The sequence below is a fragment of the Pseudoalteromonas sp. AWH4_217 genome (genome assembly GCF_056161105.1).
In genome coordinates this window covers 51,066-75,702 of the sequence record NZ_JBSWYM010000007.1, presented here as the reverse complement: position 1 = coordinate 75,702, position 24,637 = coordinate 51,066, and the positions used below count along the sequence as shown (strand labels likewise).

The following is a 24,637-nucleotide window of genomic DNA, read 5'->3' as shown; positions in this document are numbered from 1 at the left end:
AAACACTAACGGAGACAATGTACTATGATCACTTGTTTTATCGAATATCAGTTAGACCCGAGCAAACTGGCGCTGTTTGAGCAATATGCCCGAAACTGGGGGGAGGTCATCCCAAGGTGTGGCGGAGAGCTGGTTGGCTACTTTTTGCCACACGAAGGCACCAATTTTGTGGCTTATGGCTTGATCAATTTTGCCAGCCTGGCCGAATACGAGGCGTATCGGGTTCGACTCAAGGCAGATCAGCAAGGGCGGGATAATTTTAACTTTGCCCTTAAAGAGCGGTTTATTTTGCAGGAAAAACGCAGCTTCTTATCTTGTGTTCCGCAGACGTTTTTGCAGGGAGTGAACGCACAGTGATAGCCGTTATTTTTGAAGTGACCCCGCACAGAGAAAAGCGGCAGGTTTATCTAGATGTTGCGGCGGACCTTAAATCCAGGCTACAAGAGATAGACGGGTTTATATCCATAGAAAGGTATCAAAGCCTGAGCGACTCCGATCGGTTATTGTCACTTTCATTCTGGCGTGGTGAGGCGGCGGTACAACAATGGCGAACACAGGAAGAGCACCGAGCAGCCCAGCAACAGGGACGGGAGCACATCTTTGAGCATTATCGCATTCGCGTGGCTGCGGTGGCGCGCGATTACGGCAGCCATGACCGGAAACAGGTGCCTTAGCTAACCGTCTGAGGCAACTCAATCACCATTTTCAACCCGCCCAGCTCACTGTGCTGGGCATAAATGGTGCCCTGATGCGCTTCAATCAGGCTCTTGCAAATAGCCAGGCCCAAACCTGAGCCGCCTGTACGTCGGCTGCGAGATTTTTCTACCCTGAAAAGCCGTTCGAATATTTCGCTCAGGTGCTCATCTGCAACACCCGGTGCGGTATCTTCCAGGGTGATGTAGATGTGCTTTTGCTGCTGCCAGACTGTCAGCCGCTGTTTACCTGGTTTATCCGTATATAGCGTACTGTTGGCAATCAAATTAGTGAGCACTTGCTTGATGCGATCAACATCCCAGCTGACAGTGACTGCACCGGTGAGCTGAATGCGGGCTTCCCAATCAAAGCCTTTGCCATGCGTAAACTGAGCAAATTCCTGCTCCCACAGTACCATCACTTCTGTCAGGTTACATTGCACCAGGTTCAGGTGCAAACTTTGCGAGTCGGCCATCGCCAGTTGATGAATATCCGAGATAAGGCGGTTGATGTCCGAAAGCTTACGGTTGATGGTGTTGTAAGAGGCGTCTACATCCTGAGCGATATTGAATTGCAACGCCTCAACCTGCAACTGTAAGGCGGTCAGTGGTGTGCGGATCTCATGGGACACATCTGCCAGCATCGCATTCTTTTTATCCACGACTTCTTGTAATAGTGTTGCCCGCTCCGCCGCCAGTTTGCGCTTTTTAACCTGCCGATAGGCAAGTGCTGAAATCAGAATAAACAAGGCAGCTGACGCCAACCACCAGGCGCGCAGCTGCCACTCTCTTTGGCTGAGTTCAGCCTGATGAAGCGCTCTGTCCAGGTTCAGGCTTTCAATTTCCTGCTGCTTGCGCATAAACTCAACTTTGCTTTGCAGGGCTGCCAGAGTGAGATTATGCTGGTTCTGCCCCAGAGCATCACTCAATGTGTGGAAAGCCTGAGTTTCGGTCAGTGCCTGCTGATGTAACTCAAGTGCCTCAAAAGAGATTGCGCGCAACTCATGGAGTTCAAGCCGATGTTTTTTGTCCTGCATTGAAGTGGCAGCAGCCAGTGCTGTGTCGCTCAGTGCGATAGCGTCATCATGGTGTTGTTGTGCCTGCGCCAACTTGATAGTGCTGATCTGCAATAGGACCTCGATTGAGTCAAACTGGTGCTTTTTGGCCAGTGCCAACCCTTGCTCCAAATGTGTTTGTGCTTTACTGAGGTTATTTTGCTTCAGTGCAATTAGGCCTTGCAGGTTGAGCACTCTGGCTTGGCCGGTTTTTGAGTCAACCTCCAGGTAGAGCCCGTACGCTTTGCGTGCATATTGCTGTGCAGTCTCATATTCCTGACGTTCCAGTTCGATATAGCCTATCTTCATGGCACTGTTGCCAATGTGTAATTTATTACCGCCTCGTTCATCAAGTGTATGAGCCTGTTGAAAGTGCGGTAGGGCTTGCTCGAAGTTATCCATTTTCCGATACACTTCGCCCGTTTCGTATAAGGCATCGGCAATACTCGCTCTATCATCCAGTTTAGTGGCCAGCTCAAATACCTGGGTCAAAGTCGCCAGAGCGGTGGTGTAATCACCTAAAATAGCCTGGATAATCCCCAAATTTTGTAAAGCACTGAGATAGAGTAAGTCTTCACCGAGATCCCGTAACACATTGGTTGAGCGCTGAGCGATTTGCAGTGCCTCGATATATTTATCCTGACGTCTAAGAACAGAAGATATTCGTTCATATGACCTGGCCATTAACTCGTTATGGCCAATAGCCAGGGCATCCTCAAGTGCATCTCGGTAGTGCTGCTCAGCCTGAGGAAAATGGTTTTGCTGGTCTTCTATGTAACCTAGCAAAAGCTTTGAAAATACAGGGTAGTATGCATCTTCAAGTTGTATTGAGCGAGTGGAGAGCTGATTTGCTGTAGCTTTAGCCGCCTCATAATCCCCCTGACGTATATACAAAAAAAACAAGGATTCAAGGGCCTGAAAGTGTATATCGGGTGCATCGTGTACAGGCATGTCAAGCAATGACAGATAGGCGTCTATGGCTTCTTGCTGGTTAAGCGTTTGCGCATGTGCCAATTGCTGGCGTGCTGTTTGAACAGCTTCTGATGGTGGGGCTGCTGTGCTGTTTTCAGCGTAAACTATCGGCACGTCGGACATGATGAGTAGTATTATCAGCGTGCCTTTTTGAAGCCATGCAAGCGGGTGGGAAAAGCCTAATACGCGGCGGGTAATACAGATATTCAGCATTGTTTCCTCAAAGCAAACACGCACACAGGGCGAGCAAATTATGCTGATATACTAACCCGATTTATCCCGTGCTCTCAATAGCTATAACTTTTCCAGGCGGGCGACGAGCTCTTTGGCCGGTACGTAGCCAGGTAACGCTTCTCCATTTGGTAGCAAAATGGTTGGCGTGGACTGAAAGCCAAATTGCCTGGCCAGTGCGACCTGGGTATCCAGTGAGTGTTTACACGCTGCGTTTTCAGCTGGGGTTGGCGTGCTGCGCATGGCTGCGTCCATTGCCTCGTTAGGCCTTTTAGCACAAAGGGTTGCTGCTGTTTTTTCGTAGGCTGGACTGCCTGCGCGACCTCTGGGGATCATAACGTAATGGACGGTGACGCCCAGCTGATTCAATGCAGGCAACTCTTTGTGGAACTTACGACAATAAGGGCAGTCGATATCGGTAAACACAGTTATACTATATTGCTCGTTGTTTGCCGGGTAAGTAAGTAGTTGCTCATAAGGGATGTTAGCCATGTTCTGCTGGTTGGCGATTTGCTGTATTTTGGCAATATGATCCACCCGGTTACGCACATCAATGACACGACCACTGAACAGGTAATTGCCATCTTTTGATAGCAGTAAGTGTTCATTGCCCAGGGTGAGGCGATAGAAATCGTCCGAGTAAGGGTGCAGTTTAAAGTCAATGTCTGTCCCCGTCAGCGCCCGCAATTTATTTTTTGCTTTTTCCATAGGGGTAACAGGTGTCTCAGAGACTGGGCTTAGCGACTGGGCAGCCAGAGGTGGGGCGCTTAGCAGGGCTGTACCAAGCAGTAAGGTAGCAAACTTACAAGACAAATTCATGGTGATTATTTCCGGTTGTGATTAAGTTACACCGGTTATAGCGTGTGTTGCCACACAGGACTTATAAATTCGTCTTAAGCTACCTATAATATTCTATCAAACTAATAAAATCAGCATCTTAAGCCAATCTCTCGCGACTTGTCTGAACGTCATGGTTTGCAGGACATAAGCGCATAGAGGTCGGTCCCGGCTGGGTAAGCTGCTTGCACAGGGTCGCCTGCTGCGGGTGTGAGTCTGGTGTTGTGACCAGTTGTACCGTAGCGTTTTGTAATTTGGGTGAGTGCAAAGGTGTGGGTTGCGCCAGAAGCAAGTCGGCGATCCGCTGTTGCATGACCACAGCACTGCAAATTGCCTGTTCATCTATGGCCTGTTGTCCCTGAATGGCAAAATCCAGTGCTTCAGTAAATCGGGCCTGGCTGGCAGATAGACGGCTCAGCACGTCGGATGCCTGAGAAAAATAATAGCTATTGGCCAAAGTATGTTTAACAACATTATTGGCATAATGTTGTGCCTGTGCAGTGTCTTTGAGTTGCAGCAGGGTTTCAGCCATCAGTAACTGAGCTTCGATTGAGTCCGGGTTTTCCTGAAGACTGAATGTCAGCCATTGCTGTGCGTGTGCGTAGTCCTGTTGCTCAAAGGCAATGATGGCCTTGTGATAAGCCGTCAGCGCGGGCAGAAAGGTTGGTGTTGTGGTTGCACTATGCTGACTGTTTAGATAGGCGGTGCTGACGGTACCCAGAGACAATACCACTGAGGCCGCCAGAGCCGCTAGCTGGCGCATTGAGCGAGCAGAGACTCGTTTGGTCTTTACCTGCCAGCAGTAACCCTGATTTGGGTAGGTGCGGATCAATTCCTGCTCAGGTGCCAGCTTTCTGAGCTCGCTGATCAGCTGAAATAAACGGTGGTCTTGTACATAGGTATGGCCCCAGACCGCTTCAATGATCTGCTGTTTGGTGACAAGAATATTGGCATGTTGTAACAGGTAGCCTAGCACCTGGGCGGCTTTTGGGCGCAGTTCCAGCGTCTGTTTTCCTTGCTTAAGCGTATGGGTCTGGCAGTCGAAACGGTATGATAAAAAGCGGTACTCGGCCATGTCAGTCCTTCGGGAATGTCCACAATATAGGCCTAACCTTATCATAAAGATGAGAAAAAACGAGTACAGTGGCAGGATTTGTTTTCGCTTGCGAATAAGGTATAACAAAGACACTTTTGCTTTCAAACCGAGCGCTTACTATGTTGCGTCTTGTCATTCAACTGTTTCCCGTATGGGCCATTGCACTAAGTGTGTGTGCATTCTATTCACCGGCGCCATTTGCTTCCTTAAAGACCGCCATTATTCCTCTGCTGGCGTTCATCATGCTGACCATGGGATTAACCCTGACACCTGGAGACTTTCGCCATGTTCTCAGCCAGCCTAAAGCTGTGCTGACGGGACTTGTCTTGCAGTTTAGCGTGATGCCTGTGGTGGCCCTGTTGATTGCTATGTTGTTTCAGTTTGATGCTGATCTGACTCTGGGCATGGTGCTGGTTGGGTGTGTCGCCGGAGGCACGGCTAGCAATGTGATGTGTTTTCTGGCCAAAGGCGATGTCGCTTTATCTATTTCCATGACAGCCATGAGTACCTTGGCTGGCGTGATCCTGACCCCCTTGCTGGTTGAGTTACTGGCCGGTCAGGTGGTGGATATTCCGCTGGCCGGAATGATGCTGAACTTACTCAAAATCGTGTTGTTCCCGGTACTGGCAGGCGTGTTGATCAATCATTTTTTCAGCACGGCAGTGAAAAGACTCGCACCGTTATTACCCCTGTTTTCCGTGGCTGCTATCGTGCTGATCATCGCGATTGTGGTGGCGTTAAATGCTGCTACCTTGCCAACCATAGGGCCAATTGTGGCGTTGGCTGTGGTGCTGCACAATACGACAGGGTTGTCACTTGGGTACCTGGTTGCCAGACAGCTGGGTTTACCTGAAAAAAGTTGCCGAACGATAGCACTGGAAGTGGGGTTACAAAACTCGGGTCTGGCGGTTGCGCTGGCGATGAAGTTTTTTGCCCCGGCCAGCGCGCTGGCCGGGACTTTGTTTTCAATTTGGCACAATGTCAGTGGCTCCGTGCTGGCTGCCTGGTGGCGAAAGCGCAGCCGTGATGCTCAACCTCTGCCAGCCCAGCCGCCACAAGAAGTGCCGGATGCTTAGATAGAAATCATGATCAGGCCTAGAGCACAGAGAATGGTCAGACCGATAAAAAGATTAGCAATGTTACTGGTGTCACCAACCGGCTCAATACGAACTTCAGGTTCTGGCATCTCTTTATGGGTCATGTTGTAAAAGTCGGGATGACCCACCTGCTCCTCCAGCTCCTGATCTTCCGCCCAGTCAAAGTGCAGGTTCAAAAATACCAGGACTTCTATATCCAGTGGAGTGACCTCAGCTCGCTCCGACTTTTGATAGTTCAGTATGGCGTAAAATATCCGGTGCGAGGCTGCTCGACGGTTTTGCACATCCACGCAGGCAGGGTGCTCAATCAGTAACTGCCAGGCGCCTTGCTGATTGCGGCGATAGGAGTTATCCAGCAGCTCCGCCAGCTCTTCTTCAAACTCCTGCATTTCCTGATTGTTAGCAGGTGTGCTCGGTTCAACATGGCTTACGTGTTGTTCCTGGACGGAAAAATCGGGTTGCTCCGGTGCTTCGGGTAAAGTGGCTGGGGGCGCAGCTTCTGGTTCAGCCTGTGTGTCAGGCTGGCTGTGCAGCGCATCTGTTGAGCCCAGTTTCACGCGTTGCTGTGGTTGCTCTTCCAGATAAGCTAAAGCCGCGTCGTAGGCCGCACGCAGTTGTTGAAACCCCTCAGGGTCTTCATCGGGTTTACATAACTTAAGCTTACTTGTGTAGGCACGTTTTATGGTTTTTTTATCGGCACCGGGGTCAATGCCCAGTACTTCCCAGGGATTGTCTGTCACTTTTACTCACCTAATTCTTCTAAAAACCGGGTAATTTCCTGATATGCCTGATCGATACGCTGGCTGTCCTGACTGCTTAGCGCAGCTTCCCAGTACGTGATTAATTCTGCGATTTGCTCACGGTATTGGGCACGGCTTTGTTCGTAGATGCGCTCCAGTTTCGCCATCAGCAGTCGGTTACGTTGCTGCGCTCTTGGGTGCACTTTGAGCTTTTGCATTTTCTCTTTTAGCTGGCTCTTTTCCCTGTCCGTCAGCGTGGACGATGATTGCTCAAAGGTCTGGCTGAAAGTTTGCTGTGTGCTTTCTACCGTAATGTCTACGTCCAGCAGGCCACTGATATCGTAAGTAAAGCGTACCCGGATCATTTTGTCACCAATGTCGCCTGACTTGGGCAGCGGCACATCAATTTCACCCAGTTTGATATTATTTTTGACATAGCGGCTTTCACCCTGAAACACCGTCACCAACAGCTGCTTTTGATCTTTGTGGACAGGAAAAAAAGTACGCTCTTTGCTGCATGGTAAGACCGTGTTGCGCTCGATAATGGGGGTAAAGTATCCACCGACCTTGCCATCGGTATCGTGTTCATTGTGGGTATCAGTGCCCAGGCTGAATGCAGAAACGTCGGTCAGCACCACATCATCCAGGGCGTCATTTTTATCCACCAGACCAGCCTGAATACCCGCGCCAAGAGCAACTACCAGATCAGGGTCGAGCTGGGTGGTTGGAAAGCACTTGAGCGCTTTGATAAGGCATTGTTTATAGATATTCATGCGCGATGCGCCGCCAACCATCACAATGTGGTCTATGTCTGAAGGGCTCAGACCTGCGTCATTAAATGCCCGCTCAATGGGTGAGAGTAAGCGGTTTAGCAGCGGCTGACAGATGTCGCGCATTTTCTCTTCAGTGAGCTCGTAGCTCAAGGTTTGTCCGTCTAGTTCTATATCAAAGCTTGATTGCTTTTCGCCACTCAAACGACATTTACACTCGTCAATCAAACGGGTCAGGTTTTGTTGCTGATGTTCGTTAAGTTGCTGGGGTTCCAGCTGGTGCTGGCGCAAAAAATCTGAAATCAGCAAGCCGGTAAAGTCTTCACCACCCAGGTGATTGTCGCCCGCGGATGCTTTGACTTCCATCACCCGGTCGAAGTATTCCAAAATGGTCACATCAAAGGTGCCGCCGCCCAGGTCCAGGATCAGATAATGGGTGTCATCTTCTTCGGATTGCAGGCCATAGGCCAGCGCCGCCGCCGTGGGTTCATTGATCAACCGCAACACCTCCAGACCGGCGAGTTCGGCTGCCAGTTTGGTGGCCTTGCGCTGATAATCGTTAAAGTAGGCTGGCACACTGATCACGGCTTGCGTCACAGGCTGTGACAACTGGGCTTCGGCATCTGCTTTAAGAGATTTGAGCACCAGGGATGATAACTCAGCAGCGCTATAATGTTGCTTGCCCAGTGTTACGGTACGCTGCGTACCCATATAGCGTTTAAATAGCGCGGTGGTTTGCAATGGGTGTGAGATCAGCCGCTCCTTTGCCGATTTGCCTACCAATACTTCGCCGCTGTTGTCGATACCAACTACTGAGGGTGTCAAATAATCGCCCAAAGAGTTGGGGATTAACACACTTTGTTCGCCATCCCAATAACTGACTGCACTATTGGTTGTGCCTAAGTCGATACCTACCGTGATCATCACTACTTCCTGAGTTTGTAAAATCAGCGCTTAGTGTATTGACTTTGGGTATGGGAGTAAATCACTGCTACCGTTTTTGCATTTATTTTCTTATAGTCGTAAATCGATGAAAAAATATTCCAGGTAGTTGTACGTCTATTCTGTACACCTTGTCAGTGCATGGCGCAGGTTCTTGGAGCTTGTACGCGTGCTTTGCAGCATAAAAGGTAACGAATTTTTTCAGTTTCAGCTAAGAAGAGGTATCTCAGTTATGTTTCCACAAGCGCCCAGTGCCGTTGTGATGATCCGGCCACACCATTTTTTGCCCAATGAAGAAACCCGGGCCGACAACAGCTTTCAGTCTCAGGACCAGCAATTTGACGGCGGCATCAGTCAACAGGCCTATGAACAAGTATCGCGTGTGGCAGAGCAGTTGGAGGAGGCGGGAGTAAGGGTGCACTTATTTGAAGATCTGGGCACGGATACGCCCGATTCAGTATTTCCTAATAACTGGTTTTCGACGCATGCAGGAGGACAAATTGCCATTTACCCTATGTATGCGAAAAATCGTCGCAGGGAGCGTCGCACAGACATTATAGAGCTGCTTAAACGTGAGTATCGGGTACAAGATGTAATCGACTATTCTGGTCTGGAATACGACGATCTGTTCCTGGAAGGCACGGGGGCTATGGTGCTTGACCATATCGAGCGTGTTGCTTATACGGCGCGATCTAAACGCACGGATTCACATGTGCTTGAGCGTTTTTGTAGTCACTTTAATTTCGAACCTATGGTATTTGATGCCATCAGTGAGCAGGGCGTGCCTGTCTATCACACCAATGTCCTTTTATGTGTTGGCAGTGATTACGCGTTGGGTGGGTTTGACATGATTGTGGATCCAAAACGGCGCGCAGAAATTAAACAAAGATTGCAGCTCGCAGGTAAAAAGCTGATAGAGTTGAGTGAGGCACAAATCAATGCGTTTTGTGGCAACGCCCTGGAACTTAGCTCAGACAAGGGTCGTATTTTGGCGCTGTCACAAACGGCATATGATGCACTGGCGGCAGAACAAATAGCGGTACTAGAATCATGTGTCAGCTTATTGCCGCTGAACGTCTCTGCGATAGAACTCGCGGGCGGTTCGGTGCGCTGTATGCTGGCGGGTGTGCACTTGTCCCGGCGTTAGACGCCGGGAACAGTAACAATAATTACAACAGGCAGGTGAGTATGATGGCATTTATTGTAGACCCGATTAACAATCTTCTTTGGGGACAGGGCCAGATACTTATTTACCTGCTGCTGATCGCCGGAGTGTGGTTTACCTGGCGACTGAGATGTGTCCAGTTTCGCCATTTTGGCCACATGTTCAGCGTGATGAAAGGTAGCATGAGTGGAGACAGTTCTGGGATCAGTTCTTTTGCTGCATTGTGTACCGGCCTATCTGCGCGGGTGGGCACAGGAAATCTCGCCGGCGTCGCAATGGCTATATCTCTGGGCGGTAGCGGTGCGGTATTCTGGATGTGGGTCATTGCGCTGCTTGGCATGGCGACCGGGTTTGCGGAAAGTGTCTTAGGTCAGTTGTATAAAGTCCGCGATGAGCATCGTGAGTTTCGCGGCGGTCCTGCCTATTACATTCGTGCTGGCCTGGGTAAGCCTAAACTGGCGGTGGTGTTTGCGCTGTGTTTATTCCTGGGATATGGCTTTAGTTTCAGCGCCATGCAGGCTAATACAATTGCTGAGGCACTCAATAATACCTTTGCCATTAATCCGCTTTATACAGGCCTGGTGATTGCCGCGCTGGCTGGCATGATAGTGTATGGCGGCTTGCGCAGTATCGCCCGGTTTGCTGAACTGATCGTGCCATTTATGGGCCTGGCGTTTGTCGCAACGGCTCTGGTGATCTTAATTATCAATATTACCCAAGTACCTGCTATGTTGCTGGATATTATTCAGTCGGCATTTGGCCTGACCGAAGCCGGTGCAGGGGCATTGGGCGCTGCCATTAAAAATGGTATTCAGCGAGGTTTGTATTCAAACGAAGCCGGGGCAGGCAGTGTTCCCCATGCTGCTGCAGGCGCGACACCTGTGCCCAATCATCCGGTTGCACAGGGATATGTGCAAATGCTCGGTGTGTTTATAGATACTCTGGTGTTATGTAGCTGTACTGCTGTGGTGGTGCTATTGTCAGGGTTACCTGTCAGCGGCGAAATGGCGGGGATCAGTCTCACTCAAAACGCCATGCAATCGCACTTTGGAGAAGCGGGCGAGTATCTGATAGCAGCTGCAATTACCTTGTTTGCTTTTACCTCCGTGGTGGCCAATTACGCTTATGCAGAGAGCAATCTGCACTTATTTAAATTGGATAACAAAGCTGGGCGCCTTGGTTACACGACGGTTTACCTGGCTATGGTATTGTGGGGCGCAAGCGCTACCTTACAACAAGTCTGGAGCCTGGCAGACATGGCACTGGGGTTAATGACCTTAGTGAATATTTACGCCATCATTCAGCTCACCCCGACCATTATGAGTCTGACCAAAGACTATCAGACCCAGAAAAAGTCAGCCCAGACAATCCACTTCGACCCCACCAATGTCCACTACCAAGGCTCCCTACACGAGGATGTTTGGGTTCAGCAAGACCGAAGCAAAGCTTCGCAGCTTGCTGAACGCTCAGCCATGGATGGATGAGCCGGAAGCCCTCCACAAGGAGGTGTTTCTACTCGTAGCTAAGATTAAGTATCTCTTTTTTGCGAATTGTGGTGCAAAGTCAGGCTTCAGCTTGGTCTTTGCGTAAGGTGAAATGAGCCATTTTTACTGCTGCTAGGTAAGTAAAGCCACAAACCATGACAGAGAAATCAGCCCACTCGGATTACAACTTTGTATACTTACCGCCATCATGTGTTTGATACTGGCGCTGCCCATAAACTATTCGCAGTGTGATTTGTGATGTTAGCCTGTAAGCACATACCGGATCCAAGCCGGCATGACCATGGTGTAGGTTGTTCATGTTTACAGATTGACTGTGAGCATCAGCATACTAAGCTTTGTCATTGTGCATGATGTGTAATCTACCAGGTATTCATGTGGTTTGTGTTCACCCCAGAGTGTCGTCATAGCTCGGAGGTGAGCACTTCATACTCACTGTTTTCACAGTATTGAACTGAATTGCTACTCCAATATCGCAAACCCGCGAAATTCTCCAACCCGTAAAAAAGATCATAAACTTTCTAAACCACAGAGCCTTTTGGCTCGTAATGTCACTAACAAATAAAGCTGGACCAGTCCTGAGAGCACATAATGCAGTTAACGAATGATGAGCAATCAAGAGTCATCGAGATGGCGTGGGAAGACAGAACGCCGTTTGAAGCCATTGAGCAGCAATTCGGATTAAACGAATCGGCGCTGGTCCGACTAATGCGTACTCACCTTAAGCCTGCCAGTTTTCGACAGTGGCGCAAGCGGGTGAGTGGTCGGGCAACCAAGCACGGTAAGTTACGACCAACAGGGGTTTCCAGAGGTTATTGCCCGACACAATATAAGCATCGCTAAGCAGAGCGCGTAATTTAAGCAGGCTGGCTATCAGGCGTGGCAGCTGGGCGTCTGCGGATAAAAAAGGCACTCAGAATGCTCAGTAGCAACACTGTTGCTAAGCCGATCGCCCACAATAGGATGCCTGAGCGCGGTGCGCTTTGCACCTGATAGCTGGCATTAAAGCTCAGGCTTAAAGGCGTTTGGGCTGTGTAAGTGTATTTTTCGCCGTTTCGGGTGCCAAATTCTGCAACCTGAATAGACAGCTGGGTTTCACTGGTATTGGCTGGAGCAGTGAAGTACAGCCGGGCAAGGCGACCGCTACCGGCAGCACTTTGTGCTGGTGCGACCTGGCTTGCGATATACTGGATCTGTCCTGTTTGCAGATCCGCTTGGTTACGCAGGGTGTAAAGGTGTTTCTTATTGAGAAAGTCACCCTGTTCCAGTTGTGTGCCCTTGGCTTTAGCGTCCTGATCAATAAGGGTGACAGACTTGGCGTCGTAGCTTAGGGTTAGCTGTACGCCGTAGACTTCAGGCAGGTTTTCCGCCATCACATCCACATAAAATTCGCTGCCGGTTTTGATTTGTGAGTTAGACGTTTTAAGGTAAATACGCCCTTGCTCTGCAAAAGCACTCAGGCTCAACAGTAACGCCGCAATACACACCATATATTTCATCTTGTTGCTCCTTAAAATTGTTGTAAAGGGGTTAGAGTTAAACCCTAACCCCATGTATTAATTACCAGCTTTGTGGTCCTTGCTTACCAAAGTTGGCACCCAATAAAGTGAGATCCTGCAGGTTGATTGCAGTGTCGCGGTTAAAGTCGGCGGCCATCACATAGCCGTTTTGTTCGCCTTCAACAGAGCGATAAGCCCCCAGCAGTAGCGTCAGATCAGCAATGTCGATGTGGTTGTCGCCATTGCTGTCACCACCCACCAGGTTGATCTGACCAAAGTCGATATCGGCCTGGCCCGCCGCCAGGTTGACCTGCTTTTCGGCCGTGAGGTATCCCGGAGCACTTAAGGTCATAGTGACGTCACCCAGACCAACGCGCACAGAGAAACTGCCATCCGGGTTGATGGTGACGCGCTGTCCGTTAATTAAGAGCGTGACAAAGATGTAGTCGCCAGCGGTGCTCAGGTTGGAAATATTACCCGTTAAGGTGACGGACTCCGCGATGGTGAAGGTGTAGTCGGTACTGTTTTGTAGCAGGTAATTGCCTTGCTGGTCGGTCATTTGTGCTTGCAAGTTTAGATTAACGGTACCCGCTTGCTCAGCAATCAGAGTGACAGCGGCAAAGTCGCCTTCGCCCGATTTAGCGGTGGCCGGGGCCATCAGCGCCAGTGCGCCATCCCATTGGTTGTCGCTAATACCCATGGGTACAGACAGGCGCTCATCTGAAGGCAGGAACTCGCCATATTCACCACCAGAGATACGAGCTTTGCTGGTGTCACTCAGGCTGACGACGGCATCCAGACCATAAATGTCAGTACCTGATACTTGCAGGGGTAGTGTGACAACATCGCCTTGCAGCACCTCTGTTTGTGGCAATGAGAGTGTCATTGTATCGGCTTGTACTGCTTCTAGCTGGAATCTCTGAGCATAAATATCGTAATCATCGGATGCTAATCGACTAGACCAGCTAACGACAAAATCATTGTCGCTGATTGCGCTAATGACAGGAGCTATTTGACGGTCTTCGGTGGTTGTGTTAACTAAGAATTCACTACCATTGCGACTGTCATCGCTGTTAAATGCTTGCGCAAATATTCCTTCCCAAGAGCCATCCTGCTGATAGCTTTGCCATGTAATAACATAGCCTCCATTGTCAAGCGCTGTTGCTGAAGGAAGTGACATGTTGCTATCTGTATGCGAATTAACCAGAATATCTGCACCGGCAAGGGTGCCATCTGCACGAATGCGGCGGGCATATATGCTTGGTTTATTTGAACTGGGGTTTGTGCTCTGCCACGCAACGATCAAATCATCATTTGCCAGGCGGATGATTATCGGTGTCCAAAAACCACTAGAAGCCTTGTCACTGACACGGATGACAGCTCCTCTGGTTGAACCATCTGAATTGTAAATTTGTGCGTCAACGCCGCTTGATGAACGCTTTGCCAGAATGAAGCCATTTGCCTCTAACCCAGCTGTGCTTGAGTAGCGCCAGGCTTCGTCCAAAGATATTGTTGAGTTCACCGGTGAGCCTTCGGCACTATAGGTTTTTAAAAGTAACTGATTAGTATAGGTTATCTGGTTGTATTCAGCCCAGCTGAGCACGAAACCGCCGTCGTCGAGAGCACTTATGAAAAGGTCGTTTACGTTTCTTGCGCTAGTTGAGTGTGCAGATATTGTGTTTCCTAACGCAGTCCCATTTATGTTAAAACGCTGCGCCAATACAGTAGAGCCTCCTGGCCCACCTCCTGAGCTTGTCTGCCAGGCAACGACAAAACTGCCGTCTTTCAGAGTCGCGACTACAGGTGTCTCCTGAGCTCCATAAACATCCGCGTTTACCCTGAACTCGTTTCCTACGAGCTCACCTGAAGTGTTGTAACGCTGTGCATAAATGCCGTCACTGTTGCCATCCTGCTCAGCACTTTCCCATACTATGATGAAATGTCCGTTACTGAGGCGGCTTATGGAGGAGCCTATCTGGACATCAGCAGTATGCGTATTGACCAAAAATTCATTACCAACTTTTATAGGTGTTTGTGCCTGGCTAAGAAAGGGCAGGCTTGATAAAAAAACGGGCAACGTTGCACGAACAATACGTGTGCCCAGAGAGAGGGTTTGGGCTGAGGTAGCTCGTTTTTCTGTTGCTTTTTGAAGTACCATTTTCATTGTCGTTTCCTTGAATGCGTTGGGTAAGAAGTATTGCAAGTACACTTCATCGAAATGCCGGCATAAATTACAAATACAGCTTGCCGATGTGAATAGGGTGTTTACCCTATTTCACTTTGTGCATGGTTGCTTTGAACATTGGGGTGATCTAATGGAACACCCCGCGTTATTACTACCAGCTTTGTGGTCCTTGTTTACCAAAGTTGGCACCCAGCAAGGTTAAATCCCGCAGGTTGATAGCGCCGTCGCGGTTAAAGTCGGCGGCCATCACATAGCCATTTTGGTGGCCTTCAACAGAGCGATAAGCCCCCAGCAGTAGTGTCAGGTCGGCAATGTCGATGTGGTTGTCACCATTGCTGTCACCACCCACCAGATTGATCTGACCAAAGTCAATATCGGCCTGACCTGCCGCCAGGTTGACCTGTTTTTCGGCCGTAAGATACCCAGGTGCACTTAACGCCATAGTCACGTCACCCAGGCCAATGCGCACAGAGAAACTGCCATCCGGGTTGATGGTGACGCGCTGTCCGTTAATTAAGAGCGTCACAAAGATGTAGTCGCCAGCGGTGCTCAGGCTGGAAATATTACCCGTTAAGGTGACGGACTCCGCGATGGTGAATGTGTAGTCGGTACTGTTTTGTAGCAGGTAATTGCCTTGCGAGTCGGTCATTTGCGCTTGCAAGGTTAGGTTGACGGTACCCGCTTGTTCAGCAATCAGGGTGACAGCGGCAAACTCACCTTCGCCCGATTTGGCGGTGGCGGGGGCCATCAGTGCCAGCGCGCCATCCCATTGGCTGTCGTAGATACCCATAGGCACGGACAAACGTTCATCCGACGGCAGGAACTCACCATATTCCCCGCCAGAAATACGGGCTTTGGTGGTATCGCTTACGCTAACAACTGCATCCAGGCCATAAATATCGGTACCTGATACGTGTAGAGGCAGTGTGATAACATCGCCTTGCAGCACTGTGGACTGAGGCATGGAGAGTGTCATGGTATCGGCTTGTACTGCTTCTAACTGGAATCTCTGTGCTCTGATATCGTAATTACCTGACGATTCTTCATGTCTCCAGCCAATGACAAAGTCATTATTACCCGTCACGCTAACAACTGGTTGAAGTTGCTCGCGATCTGTCATGGTATTGACCTGTATTTCTTCGCCAACTTTGCTGTCTTCGGCCGAAAAAGTCTGAGCAAACACCCCTCCTTCACTGCCATCCTGCCCATCACTCACCCAGCTGATAACATAGCCACCATTTTCCAGCGCGTCAATCGTAGGGGTTTCCTGTGTACCGGTACTATGGGTATTTACTCTAAACTCAGTGCCTTTGGCAGTCCCACTGTCGTCAAAGCGTCTGGCATAGATGCTGGTCTGGTTGCTGCTTTGCCAGGTGACGATTAAATCGCCATTGTTTAAGCGGCTAATGGCGGGTGATGAGTGTTGATAACTTGAATTTTGACTGACGGGAAATGCAGCACCAATGCTTTTTCCATCGGCATCATATCGCCGAGCAAAAACACCTTTGGCATCTCCAGCGCTTTGCCAAGCAATTACCAAACCTCCGTTATTTGTGCTGGCGACGGCTGGGTGGAGAGTATTGTATGGCATTGCAATTTCAGAGCCTACACTATTGCCGTTAGCGTCGAAGACTTGAGCTTTTACCCTGTTGCGCTGCTCGTTGCCTGGGCCATTCTTTTCTTCCATACTAACAATATACCCGCCGTTGCTGAGCGGGGTAATGGCTATATCACCGAAAAAATCAGCCGAGCCATTATGTATCACTGATTCATTTCCCAGAGGGCTACCGTTGGCTTGGAAGCGTTTTGCATGAAGGGTGCTTCTCCCCGCTCCCTCATTTTTACGCCACACAATTACAAAGCTACCGTCGTTTAACTGAGCAACTTGAGGTGCTGGTTGAGTATAGGTGTTTGCGCTATTGACTTTAAACTCGTCACCAAGGGGCTGACCGACAGCATTAAAGCGTTGGGCATAGATACCATAACTATTGCCATCCTGACCGTAGCTACTCCAGGCAAATATATAGCCGCCATTATTGAGCTTACTAACCGCTGGTGAGCTTTGAGAATTTTCGGTGAAACTATTAACGGTATAAGCTGCACCTGCTTTAAGTGGTGTCTGTGCATAGCTGAGTAGTGGCAATCCGCACATGCCGATCAAAAGCGCTTTACGGGTGATTTGTGCTAACACACTAAGTGGCGCCTTGCGATTTGTAGCGTGTTTTGCTGATCTCGATTTCATTGTCTGTTCCTTGAATTCCTATTGATATCAAATTGCATTTGCATCTCGATGAAATGCCCGGCCAAGGTACAAGTTTGATTTGCTGATATAAATAGGGTATTCCCCCTAATAGCTATCCTGGGACAGAAAAAAGGACAGCCGGGCTTACCCTCGTTAGGTGCTCATGCAGGTACTGCGAGCCTTAGTTTACAACGATAAGCCTTCCTCAATCGCAAAACGCACCAGCTGAGCTGTTTTTTTAAATCCCAGTTTTTTCATAACCCGGGTACGGTGCGCATCTACTGTTTTGGCGGAGATAAACAGGGCCTCTCCAATTTCCTTGTTGGTTTGGCCCAGGGATATATGGTGAATAATTTCTTTTTCCCGAATGGTTAACTCAAAATCTGCTTTGTTATTACGATAACTTTGTAATTCAGATTGATGACTGGCACTGATATATTGCCTGCCAGTGTGTACAGTCTGAATGGCTCTGATAAGTGAATGAAATGCGTCGCTTTTGGGTAAGTACCCATGTGCGCCCGCCTCGAGTGCATTGTCGATCACTTTTATGTCGCTATGCATAGTGAGTAAAATCACTCGGGTTTTAAGGTCTCTCGCTTTGATGCGCTGGCACACACTGAGGCCGCTGACTTCGCCCATTGTGATATCAAGAATCGCGATATCCGGTTCATGTTTAAGAATGCACTGCCAGGCCAGTTTACCTGAATCGACATCAGCAATGACAGTGCCGACCTTGGCTGCTTGGATCAGTGCAAGCAGTCCCTGCCTGACGATATGGTGGTCATCCGCAACGATGATTTTCATTATTGTTTTTATTGATGGGTAATTTCTTATATTTCAACATATTACTGACTCACTTTGAAATATTATCGGTACTGAGCAAAAAATTGTTTTAAATATTAACTGTTTTTATATACAGTTGTGTATATGCAGTGTATTTGTTAACAAAACAGGAAAAAAATGAAGTATATGGGAAGTTGTCACTGTAAAGCGGTGCAGTTTGAATTTGAAAGTGAGAAGCTCACAGAAGCGTTACAATGCAATTGCTCTGTTTGCATAAGAAAAAACGCCATAATGTCGAAGCAAAGCTTCTCGGAACATGCCTTCACACTGTTGTCGGGTAAAGACAGTTTAAGTACCTATCACTGGGGCGATTGTGATGTTAATCACTATTTTTGTAAGGTGTGTGGTATCTACCCCTTTCATGATACCAGCTATGAGCCGGGCTGTTACCGGGTCAATCTGGGTTGTGTCGATGGACTTGATCCAAGGGCGCTTGTAATTACTGAGTTTGATGGTAGAAATCAGTTGTAAAGCAAATAGCCGCCTTGTGGCGGCTATTTGGCTATTTCACGGGTTAGTTTGCTAACAGAACTTAAAACTCCATCTGAAAAGTCAAAGAGACCTGACGAGACTTACCAATGTATTGCTGACCATAACTGGTGAACGTCTTGCCCTCGTTGTCGGCTTCTTTGAAATAACTGCGGATATAATCTTTGTCGAATAAGTTTCTGACATCCAGACGCACGCTGTAGTTATCCCATTTGTAACCTACTTGTGAGTTCACAATTAAGCGCTCATCGTTCACTGGTTCATTATTTAGGGCATACTTGTCCGCTTCCAATGACACTTTAGGGTTCATATAAGCTAAGCTTGACCCTGTGTATTTGGCGTTCACGTTAATGTACAGACCACTGTCAAAGGTGTAGTTGGATGCCACATTGGCTGTCCGTTTAGGTGCATCGGCAAACGGACGACCGGTCTGTGGGCCAAATTCCGTGAACTTGGTTTTTGCCAGACCAGCCCCCGCGGTTATCGACCAATTTTTGCTTGGGTAAAAGAATACCTCTGCTTCCCAGCCCCTTACCTCAGATTCACCGGCATTGACGGTTTCTGTGTCGTACAGTGCACCAGAAAGGCGCTGTTTTACCTGCTGGTCTTTCCATTCCAGCATAAATGCGTTGGCATTGACTACCAGTTTGCCATCCAGCCATACGGAGCGGAACGATAACTCATAGTTGTCGGTGTACTCTGGCTCGTAACTAAAGATACGAGAGCGGGCCATGTTAAAGCCCACCCCACCTGAGCGGTATCCTTTTTGGTAAATAAAGCTGGTCGATATATCCTGATTAAAGTGATAAGTCGCCCCCAGTTTGGGTAACCAGGCATTAAAGTCTTCAGTCGACTCAGGCTCTACGCCAGAGGCTGAGGCAGCAAATCCATTCAGATAAGCATTGATCCCAGTCACAAGCGGGCTCAGTTGCGCTGGTACCTGAGTTGGGTCAGGTAAGTGGTTATCTATAGTGTAAGCGTTGTCTGCGCTATTGGTTTGCTCTTCTGTGTCGTATCGCAGGCCAGCCAGTAGATCGATTTGATCTGTGACTGACCAGGTTACATCACCATAAATCGCCGCAGTCTTGATTTTTTGTGTTAAACCGTAGTTCATATTAAGGACAACGGGGTCGATATTAGGATACAAAGGCGCAGCCATCGCTGCCGTTTGCGCTGCAACTTCGACAGGTAGCCCTTGTTGCATGAGCAATCCGGTAACAGCCGTTGTAAAGTCCGATACACCCACCGCTTGTTGCAGGGTCAGGATACGTTGTCCCTCAGCCCGGTCATCAACATCAACTTGTGATGCGTACAAGCCAAATGCGGCCTGAATGTCGTCAGATTCATAGGTTAATCTGAGTTCCTGACTAAAGGTCTCATCCGTACGGCGATTGGCATTGTCTTTAACTATCTGGGTAGGTTGCATATCGCCATCCCAGTTATAGCCATAGTCAGATTCGTTGTATGTGGTAATGGAGTGGAATGACGTTGTCTCATTCACATCCCAGGTAACTTCCAGGTTATAGATATCGGTTTTGGTTTCTTCCCAGATTGGGGAGTTGAAATCTACGGTACGGTCAAACGGAGACTCACCAAAGTCGTAAAGACTCCAGAAAACACCGAAGCGATTGTCATTGTTGGTGTAAGTCAGTAGCACATCGATGTCGTCGTTTGGTTCAAACAGCACTTTGGTGCGCAGGGTCTGACTTTCTTCGAAATTAGACGTATCACCGCGAGTAATGTTGTCAATGTCACCGTCGGTTTCTTTGTCTTCATAGCTGATTCTGAATGCCAGCATATCGTCTATCAGGCCCATACCACCGGCGAACGCAAATTCCTGCTGACCATGCTGGCCAACGGTGGCTTTAAATTTAGCGGATGGCTCATAGGTTGGGTCTTGCGAGCGGATCATAATGGCACCCGCCAGCGCGTTGCGCCCTTGCAGAGTCGACTGGGGACCCCGGAACACTTCAACCTGTGCCAGATCCCAGACAGACAATCCGCCACTTTTAACCATGCGAAATGGCAACGGTGCACCATCGAGGTACATACTGGTTAAGAAGCTACTGCCGCCACCTGATACAGAGAACGAATCAATGCCACGTATTCTGAAGCCATCATTAAAGTCGCCTGATACGTTTGGCATCATGGAAAAGACATCATTGATATTCTGTAGATTGTGCTGTTCCATGTCCTTGCTGGTAACGACTGCAACACTGCTTGGGGTATCTTGCAAAGTCCGGTCTATTTTTTGACCTTGTACAACAATTACATCCAGTTCTTTTGTTTCATCTGCAATAGCGGTTGATGCAGTAGCGACAGAAACCAGTGCTAAACCAACAGATTTAGCCAGAATATTCAATTTCATACGTTAAGCTTCCAGAGAGTTTAGAGAGTTAAATCATTTTTCGGGAATAATACTTGATTATTCTAAAAATACAAATGATATCCACTATCATTTGCAAATGCGGACCTAAATAATCTCTTTCGTTTATCTGACCGTTCGGTAGTCAATTGATTCGACAATCTGATGGTTTGCACAGCAGCGATGGTGCTGATGCCGAGTTAGAACTTCTGGTTGGGGCATCTCATTGACAGGACTTGATTTGCAATGCAGGCTGGTTAACAGTCATTCACGAAAAGGAGTGCACCCATTGGCTTAATGCCAGGCGGGGTTTTATGGAATGTGGCGAAACAAACCGTGAATTGGGTAGTGCGCAACATCAGAATCAGAACTTTCTAAAATCAGGCTTTTCTAAATAAATCATACCTCTAAATGTTTTTGTCTCGTATTTTTGTAGCATCGCAGTCACCTGTTTCGGCTTTTTGTCGCATTTTATTTGAGCGCCAACGCACACTTATTGCACTGCCTCTGCAAGTAACATACGGTTAATAAGTTTTTTGAAGTGTTATGTTGTAACGCTTTGGGTAATCGACACAATAATAATAGGGAAAATGTATGCAACAACTAAAACTTGGCCGCGCGATGCGCATTGCCTTGCTGGGTGCAGCCACGACACTGTGCAGCCTGCCTGGCCTGGCCGCCAAAAGTGATGAAGGGGTGTTATCAGCTGCCACCTTCAAGGGGCTGGAGCTGAGAAATATCGGGCCGGGCTTTATGTCGGGCCGTATTGCGGATATTGCCATCGACCCCAAAGATACCAGTGTTTGGTATGTGGGTGTGGGCTCCGGCGGGGTATGGAAAACCAATAATGCCGGTGTGACCTGGCAGCCTGTTTTTGACGATCAGCCGGTATATTCGATTGGTGCAGTGGTGCTGGATCCAAATAACAGCAATACTGTTTGGGTCGGCACAGGAGAGAACGTTGGGGGTCGCCATGTCAGCTTTGGTGACGGTATCTATGTGAGTCATGACGGCGGCGCAAGCTGGACCAATATGGGCCTGAAAAACTCTGGCCATATTTCAGAAATTATCGTGCATCCAACGGATTCAAATATCGTCTGGGTAGCCGCTCAGGGGCCGCTATGGAGCAAAGGTGGTCAGCGCGGATTGTATAAAACCATCGATGGCGGTAAAACCTGGGACAAAGTACTGGGTGACAATGACTGGACGGGTGTAACCGATGTCGCAATCGATCCGCGCGATCCGAATGTACTGTATGCCGCCACCTGGCAGCGCCACCGAACTGTAGCTGCGTATTATGGCGGCGGCCCGGGTTCCGGGCTACATAAATCAACCGACGGTGGTAAAACCTGGCAAAAACTATCTCAGGGATTGCCTAACGGGGAAATGGGTAAAATTGGCCTGGAAGTTTCGCCCATCAATCCGGATGTGGTATATGCCGCCATTGAACTAGACCGCCGTACCGGGGCGGTATACCGCTCTGCTGATCGTGGTGCGTCCTGGGTTAAAGGTGCCGATGCGGTAGCAGGTGGCACCGGACCGCACTACTATCAGGAGCTCTATGCCAGCCCCCATTACTTCGATCATATCTATCTTGCTGGTGTGCGTTTACACGAGTCAAAAGATGGTGGTAAGTCTTTCAAAAGAATGGAAGAAAAAGACAAGCATGGCGATAACCATGCAATGGAATTTATCGCGGGTGACAAAAATTACATGATGGTGGGGTCAGATGGTGGTTTATATGAAAGCTTTGACAGCGGCACCCACTGGCGTTACCACGAAAATCTGCCTGTGACTCAGTACTACAAACTGGCACTGGATGACGACAAGCCGTTTTATAATATTTACGGTGGAACACAGGATAACAATACTCAGGGTGGCCCGTCTCGTACACTCAACAGCCATGGTATTCTGAACACCGACTGGAAAGTGGTGTTATTTGGTGATGGCCACCAGCCAGCAACCGAGCCTGGTAATCCGGATATTGTGTATGCCCAATGGCAGCAGGGTAACCTGACCCGTTATGACCGCACTACGGGTGAGATGGTGTATATCAAGCCGCAGCCTGGCAAAGGTGAAAAGCCCGAGCGCTTTAACTGGGATGCCCCTATTCTGGTCAGCCCACACAAGCCATCGCGTTTATATTTTGCCTCACACCGGGTGTGGCAATCTGAAGACCGTGGCGACAGCTGGACGCCAATCTCGGGCGATCTGACCAAAAATCGTGAGCGTATTCATCAGCCTATTATGGGTGGTAAGCAAGGCTGGGACGGCGCCTGGGACATGTTTGCGATGTCGCAGTACAGCACCATTACCTCTTTGTCGGAGTCGCCATTGGTCGAAGGCCTGTTATATGCAGGTACCGATGATGGCCATATTCAGATCACCGAAAATGGTGGCAAATCCTGGCGCAAGGTGGATGTAAAACGCCTGCCTAAGGTGCCAGATACGGCATTTATCAACGACATTAAAGCCGATCTGTTCGACCCGGATACGGTCTATATTGCGCTGGATAACCACAAATTTGGCGACTATAAGCCTTACTTACTGAAAAGTACCAACCGTGGTAAATCCTGGAAGTCGATTGCCAGCAATCTGCCTGATAAGCACTTAGTGTGGCGTGTGGTACAGGATCACGTTGATCCGGACCTGTTGTTTGCCGGTACTGAATTCGGCCTGTTTTTCACCATTGATGGCGGTAAGCGTTGGGTAGAGCTGACGGGCAACGTACCGACTATTTCGTTCCGCGACCTGGCCATTCAGCGTCGTGAAAACGACTTAGTGGGTGCCAGCTTTGGCCGCGGCTTCTTTGTACTGGATGACTATCGGGCACTACGAAATCTGTCGGAAGATAAGCTGGCGCAGGAGTCTCTGTTATTCCCGACCCGAGATGCACTTTGGTACATCCAGCGCACCCCGCTGGGCGGTGGAGAAGTGGGCACTCAGGGCGGTAATAAGTACCGTGCACCTAACCCGGACTTTGGTGCCACCTTCACCTACTACCTCAAAGACGACATTAAAAGCCTGAAGGCACAGCGTCAGGCAAAAGAAAAAGCGCTGAAAGAAGACAAAAAGTCATTTGGTGTCCCTTCGTGGGAATCGCTGGAAGCAGAAAAACGTCAGCAACAGCCGGCAGTGTGGTTTACTGTGCGTGATGCGCAAGGCAATGTGATCCGCAAGTTACAGGGCAAGGCCAAAAAAGGTCTGCACCGTATCAGCTGGGATCTGCGCTGGCCAGCACATCAGGCCATTGGCATGCAGGGCAATTATTTCTCGCCGAATCCGCAAGGCCCACTGGTTACGCCAGGCACTTACAGTGTCAGCATGAGCAAAGAAGTAGACGGTCAGGTAACTCAGTTGCAGGCACCGCAAACTTTTGAGGTGGTACAGCTGAATCAGCGCAACGCGCTGAAGGAAATTGATGGCGAAAAAGTAGCAGCCTTCTGGAAAGAAGTGGCAGACGTTCAGCGTGTGGCCAGTGCCACAGGTCAGGCACTGGGTAAAGCAGTGAAACGTCTGGATATGCTGGAACAGTCGCTGGATCGCACCTCAGTGGCACCGGGTGAGTTTGACAGTCAGTTTGCAAACATTCGCAACCAGCTGTTGGCACTGGATAGCCGTCTGAATGGTAATCCAGCGAAAAACCAGGTGGGTGCCTGGAATGACACGCCCACTGTCGGTGACCGTCTGTTCCATGCACTGCTGGGAACCGGTCTGTCCACCTACGGACCTACGCCTTCCATTCGCACCAGCTTGGACCTGGCAACGGAAGAACTCAGAGCGATCCGCAACGAATTGCAGATCATGCTGAGCGACACCATTCCGGCATTTGAGCAGCAGTTGCAGGCCAAAGGTGCCCCCTGGGTACCAGGCCAATCACTGCCGCAGATCTAATCTGCCATTGATGATAGTGAA

18 protein-coding genes are annotated in these 24,637 nt (G+C 49.1%); 8 read left to right on the top strand and 10 right to left on the bottom strand.

Annotated features, from left to right (window positions below; translation table 11 throughout):
* The first annotated feature begins 24 nt into the window (after positions 1-24).
* Positions 25-357: an NIPSNAP family protein gene (locus ACXAH1_RS10135; RefSeq protein WP_475196456.1), complete on the top strand. Its 333-nt coding sequence runs from the start codon at positions 25-27 to the stop codon at positions 355-357.
* The gene (locus ACXAH1_RS10130; RefSeq protein ID WP_475196455.1) at positions 354-674 is read left to right on the top strand and encodes an antibiotic biosynthesis monooxygenase family protein; all 321 of its coding nucleotides are present in this window, start codon (positions 354-356) and stop codon (positions 672-674) included. The genes ACXAH1_RS10135 and ACXAH1_RS10130 overlap by 4 nt, the downstream gene beginning before the upstream one ends.
* Here the strand turns inward: ACXAH1_RS10130 and ACXAH1_RS10125 are convergent.
* The 3 genes from ACXAH1_RS10125 to ACXAH1_RS10115 all read right to left on the bottom strand — a co-directional run bounded on the left by ACXAH1_RS10125 (position 671) and on the right by ACXAH1_RS10115 (position 4,862).
* Entirely contained in the window at positions 671-2,932 is a 2,262-nt protein-coding gene (locus ACXAH1_RS10125) for a tetratricopeptide repeat protein (RefSeq protein ID WP_475196453.1), read from the bottom strand. The two genes, ACXAH1_RS10130 and ACXAH1_RS10125, sit on opposite strands and share 4 nt — an antisense overlap.
* An 81-nt stretch (positions 2,933-3,013) precedes the next feature.
* A complete protein-coding gene (locus ACXAH1_RS10120; RefSeq protein WP_475196452.1) occupies positions 3,014-3,769 on the bottom strand; it encodes a DsbC family protein in 756 nt (251 codons plus the stop codon).
* Positions 3,770-3,887: 118 nt separating this feature from the next.
* Positions 3,888-4,862: a winged helix-turn-helix domain-containing protein gene (locus tag ACXAH1_RS10115; protein WP_475196450.1), complete on the bottom strand. Its 975-nt coding sequence runs from the start codon at positions 4,860-4,862 to the stop codon at positions 3,888-3,890.
* Positions 4,863-5,002: 140 nt separating this feature from the next.
* Here ACXAH1_RS10115 and ACXAH1_RS10110 point away from each other — a divergent pair, with 140 nt between their 5' ends.
* A complete protein-coding gene (locus ACXAH1_RS10110; RefSeq protein ID WP_475196449.1) occupies positions 5,003-5,959 on the top strand; it encodes a bile acid:sodium symporter family protein in 957 nt (318 codons plus the stop codon).
* Here ACXAH1_RS10110 and ACXAH1_RS10105 read toward each other — a convergent pair.
* Together ACXAH1_RS10105 and ACXAH1_RS10100 are read right to left on the bottom strand one after the other, a co-directional pair.
* Entirely contained in the window at positions 5,956-6,720 is a 765-nt protein-coding gene (locus ACXAH1_RS10105) for a J domain-containing protein (protein ID WP_475196447.1), read from the bottom strand. The two genes, ACXAH1_RS10110 and ACXAH1_RS10105, sit on opposite strands and share 4 nt — an antisense overlap.
* Positions 6,721-6,722: 2 nt before the next feature.
* Positions 6,723-8,414: an Hsp70 family protein gene (locus tag ACXAH1_RS10100; RefSeq protein WP_475196446.1), complete on the bottom strand. Its 1,692-nt coding sequence runs from the start codon at positions 8,412-8,414 to the stop codon at positions 6,723-6,725.
* A 250-nt stretch (positions 8,415-8,664) separates the two neighbouring features.
* On the opposite strand from ACXAH1_RS10100, the gene ctlX reads away from it, so the two are divergent.
* The 3 genes from ctlX (at position 8,665) to ACXAH1_RS10085 (ending at position 11,942) form a co-directional block, all read left to right on the top strand.
* A complete protein-coding gene (gene ctlX / locus ACXAH1_RS10095) occupies positions 8,665-9,579 on the top strand; it encodes a citrulline utilization hydrolase CtlX (RefSeq protein WP_253047571.1) in 915 nt (304 codons plus the stop codon).
* Positions 9,580-9,620: 41 nt separating this feature from the next.
* Positions 9,621-11,081, top strand: a complete 1,461-nt coding sequence (locus ACXAH1_RS10090) for an alanine/glycine:cation symporter family protein (RefSeq protein ID WP_475196442.1) — start codon at positions 9,621-9,623, stop codon at positions 11,079-11,081.
* Between the two features lie 609 nt (positions 11,082-11,690).
* Positions 11,691-11,942, top strand: a complete 252-nt coding sequence (locus ACXAH1_RS10085; RefSeq protein ID WP_475196440.1) for a TIGR03643 family protein — start codon at positions 11,691-11,693, stop codon at positions 11,940-11,942.
* Between the two features lie 14 nt (positions 11,943-11,956).
* Here ACXAH1_RS10085 and ACXAH1_RS10080 read toward each other — a convergent pair whose 3' ends face one another.
* From ACXAH1_RS10080 to ACXAH1_RS10065, 4 genes are all read right to left on the bottom strand, one after another.
* Entirely contained in the window at positions 11,957-12,598 is a 642-nt protein-coding gene (locus ACXAH1_RS10080) for a cohesin domain-containing protein (protein ID WP_475196439.1), read from the bottom strand.
* 61 nt (positions 12,599-12,659) lie between these two features.
* A complete protein-coding gene (locus ACXAH1_RS10075) occupies positions 12,660-14,762 on the bottom strand; it encodes a dockerin type I domain-containing protein (protein ID WP_475196437.1) in 2,103 nt (700 codons plus the stop codon).
* Positions 14,763-14,934: 172 nt separating this feature from the next.
* Positions 14,935-17,025, bottom strand: a complete 2,091-nt coding sequence (locus ACXAH1_RS10070) for a dockerin type I domain-containing protein (RefSeq protein ID WP_475196436.1) — start codon at positions 17,023-17,025, stop codon at positions 14,935-14,937.
* Positions 17,026-17,211: 186 nt separating this feature from the next.
* Entirely contained in the window at positions 17,212-17,829 is a 618-nt protein-coding gene (locus tag ACXAH1_RS10065) for a response regulator (protein WP_475196434.1), read from the bottom strand.
* 156 nt (positions 17,830-17,985) lie between these two features.
* On the opposite strand from ACXAH1_RS10065, the gene ACXAH1_RS10060 reads away from it, so the two are divergent.
* Positions 17,986-18,339: a GFA family protein gene (locus tag ACXAH1_RS10060; protein ID WP_475196433.1), complete on the top strand. Its 354-nt coding sequence runs from the start codon at positions 17,986-17,988 to the stop codon at positions 18,337-18,339.
* Positions 18,340-18,400: 61 nt separating this feature from the next.
* On the opposite strand, the gene ACXAH1_RS10055 is transcribed toward ACXAH1_RS10060, so the two are convergent.
* Positions 18,401-20,725 carry a TonB-dependent receptor gene (locus tag ACXAH1_RS10055; RefSeq protein WP_475196431.1) on the bottom strand — a complete coding sequence of 775 codons (2,325 nt, stop codon included), beginning with the start codon at positions 20,723-20,725 and terminating at the stop codon, positions 18,401-18,403.
* A gap of 591 nt (positions 20,726-21,316) precedes the next feature.
* Between ACXAH1_RS10055 and ACXAH1_RS10050 the strand changes: the two genes are divergently transcribed.
* Positions 21,317-24,616, top strand: coding sequence for a VPS10 domain-containing protein (locus ACXAH1_RS10050; protein ID WP_475196430.1), 3,300 nt, complete (start codon positions 21,317-21,319; stop codon positions 24,614-24,616).
* The last annotated feature ends 21 nt before the right edge of the window (positions 24,617-24,637 follow it).

Coding starts and splice junctions, on each gene's coding strand:
- ACXAH1_RS10135 (WP_475196456.1), top strand. CDS start 25: ATGATCACTTGTTTTATCGAATATCAGTTAGACCCGAGCAAACTGGCG.
- ACXAH1_RS10125 (WP_475196453.1), bottom strand. CDS start 2,932: ATGCTGAATATCTGTATTACCCGCCGCGTATTAGGCTTTTCCCACCCG.
- ACXAH1_RS10120 (WP_475196452.1), bottom strand. CDS start 3,769: ATGAATTTGTCTTGTAAGTTTGCTACCTTACTGCTTGGTACAGCCCTG.
- ACXAH1_RS10115 (WP_475196450.1), bottom strand. CDS start 4,862: ATGGCCGAGTACCGCTTTTTATCATACCGTTTCGACTGCCAGACCCAT.
- ACXAH1_RS10110 (WP_475196449.1), top strand. CDS start 5,003: ATGTTGCGTCTTGTCATTCAACTGTTTCCCGTATGGGCCATTGCACTA.
- ACXAH1_RS10100 (WP_475196446.1), bottom strand. CDS start 8,414: ATGATCACGGTAGGTATCGACTTAGGCACAACCAATAGTGCAGTCAGT.
- ctlX (WP_253047571.1), top strand. CDS start 8,665: ATGTTTCCACAAGCGCCCAGTGCCGTTGTGATGATCCGGCCACACCAT.
- ACXAH1_RS10090 (WP_475196442.1), top strand. CDS start 9,621: ATGATGGCATTTATTGTAGACCCGATTAACAATCTTCTTTGGGGACAG.
- ACXAH1_RS10085 (WP_475196440.1), top strand. CDS start 11,691: ATGCAGTTAACGAATGATGAGCAATCAAGAGTCATCGAGATGGCGTGG.
- ACXAH1_RS10080 (WP_475196439.1), bottom strand. CDS start 12,598: ATGAAATATATGGTGTGTATTGCGGCGTTACTGTTGAGCCTGAGTGCT.
- ACXAH1_RS10075 (WP_475196437.1), bottom strand. CDS start 14,762: ATGAAAATGGTACTTCAAAAAGCAACAGAAAAACGAGCTACCTCAGCC.
- ACXAH1_RS10070 (WP_475196436.1), bottom strand. CDS start 17,025: ATGAAATCGAGATCAGCAAAACACGCTACAAATCGCAAGGCGCCACTT.
- ACXAH1_RS10065 (WP_475196434.1), bottom strand. CDS start 17,829: ATGAAAATCATCGTTGCGGATGACCACCATATCGTCAGGCAGGGACTG.
- ACXAH1_RS10060 (WP_475196433.1), top strand. CDS start 17,986: ATGAAGTATATGGGAAGTTGTCACTGTAAAGCGGTGCAGTTTGAATTT.
- ACXAH1_RS10055 (WP_475196431.1), bottom strand. CDS start 20,725: ATGAAATTGAATATTCTGGCTAAATCTGTTGGTTTAGCACTGGTTTCT.
- ACXAH1_RS10050 (WP_475196430.1), top strand. CDS start 21,317: ATGCAACAACTAAAACTTGGCCGCGCGATGCGCATTGCCTTGCTGGGT.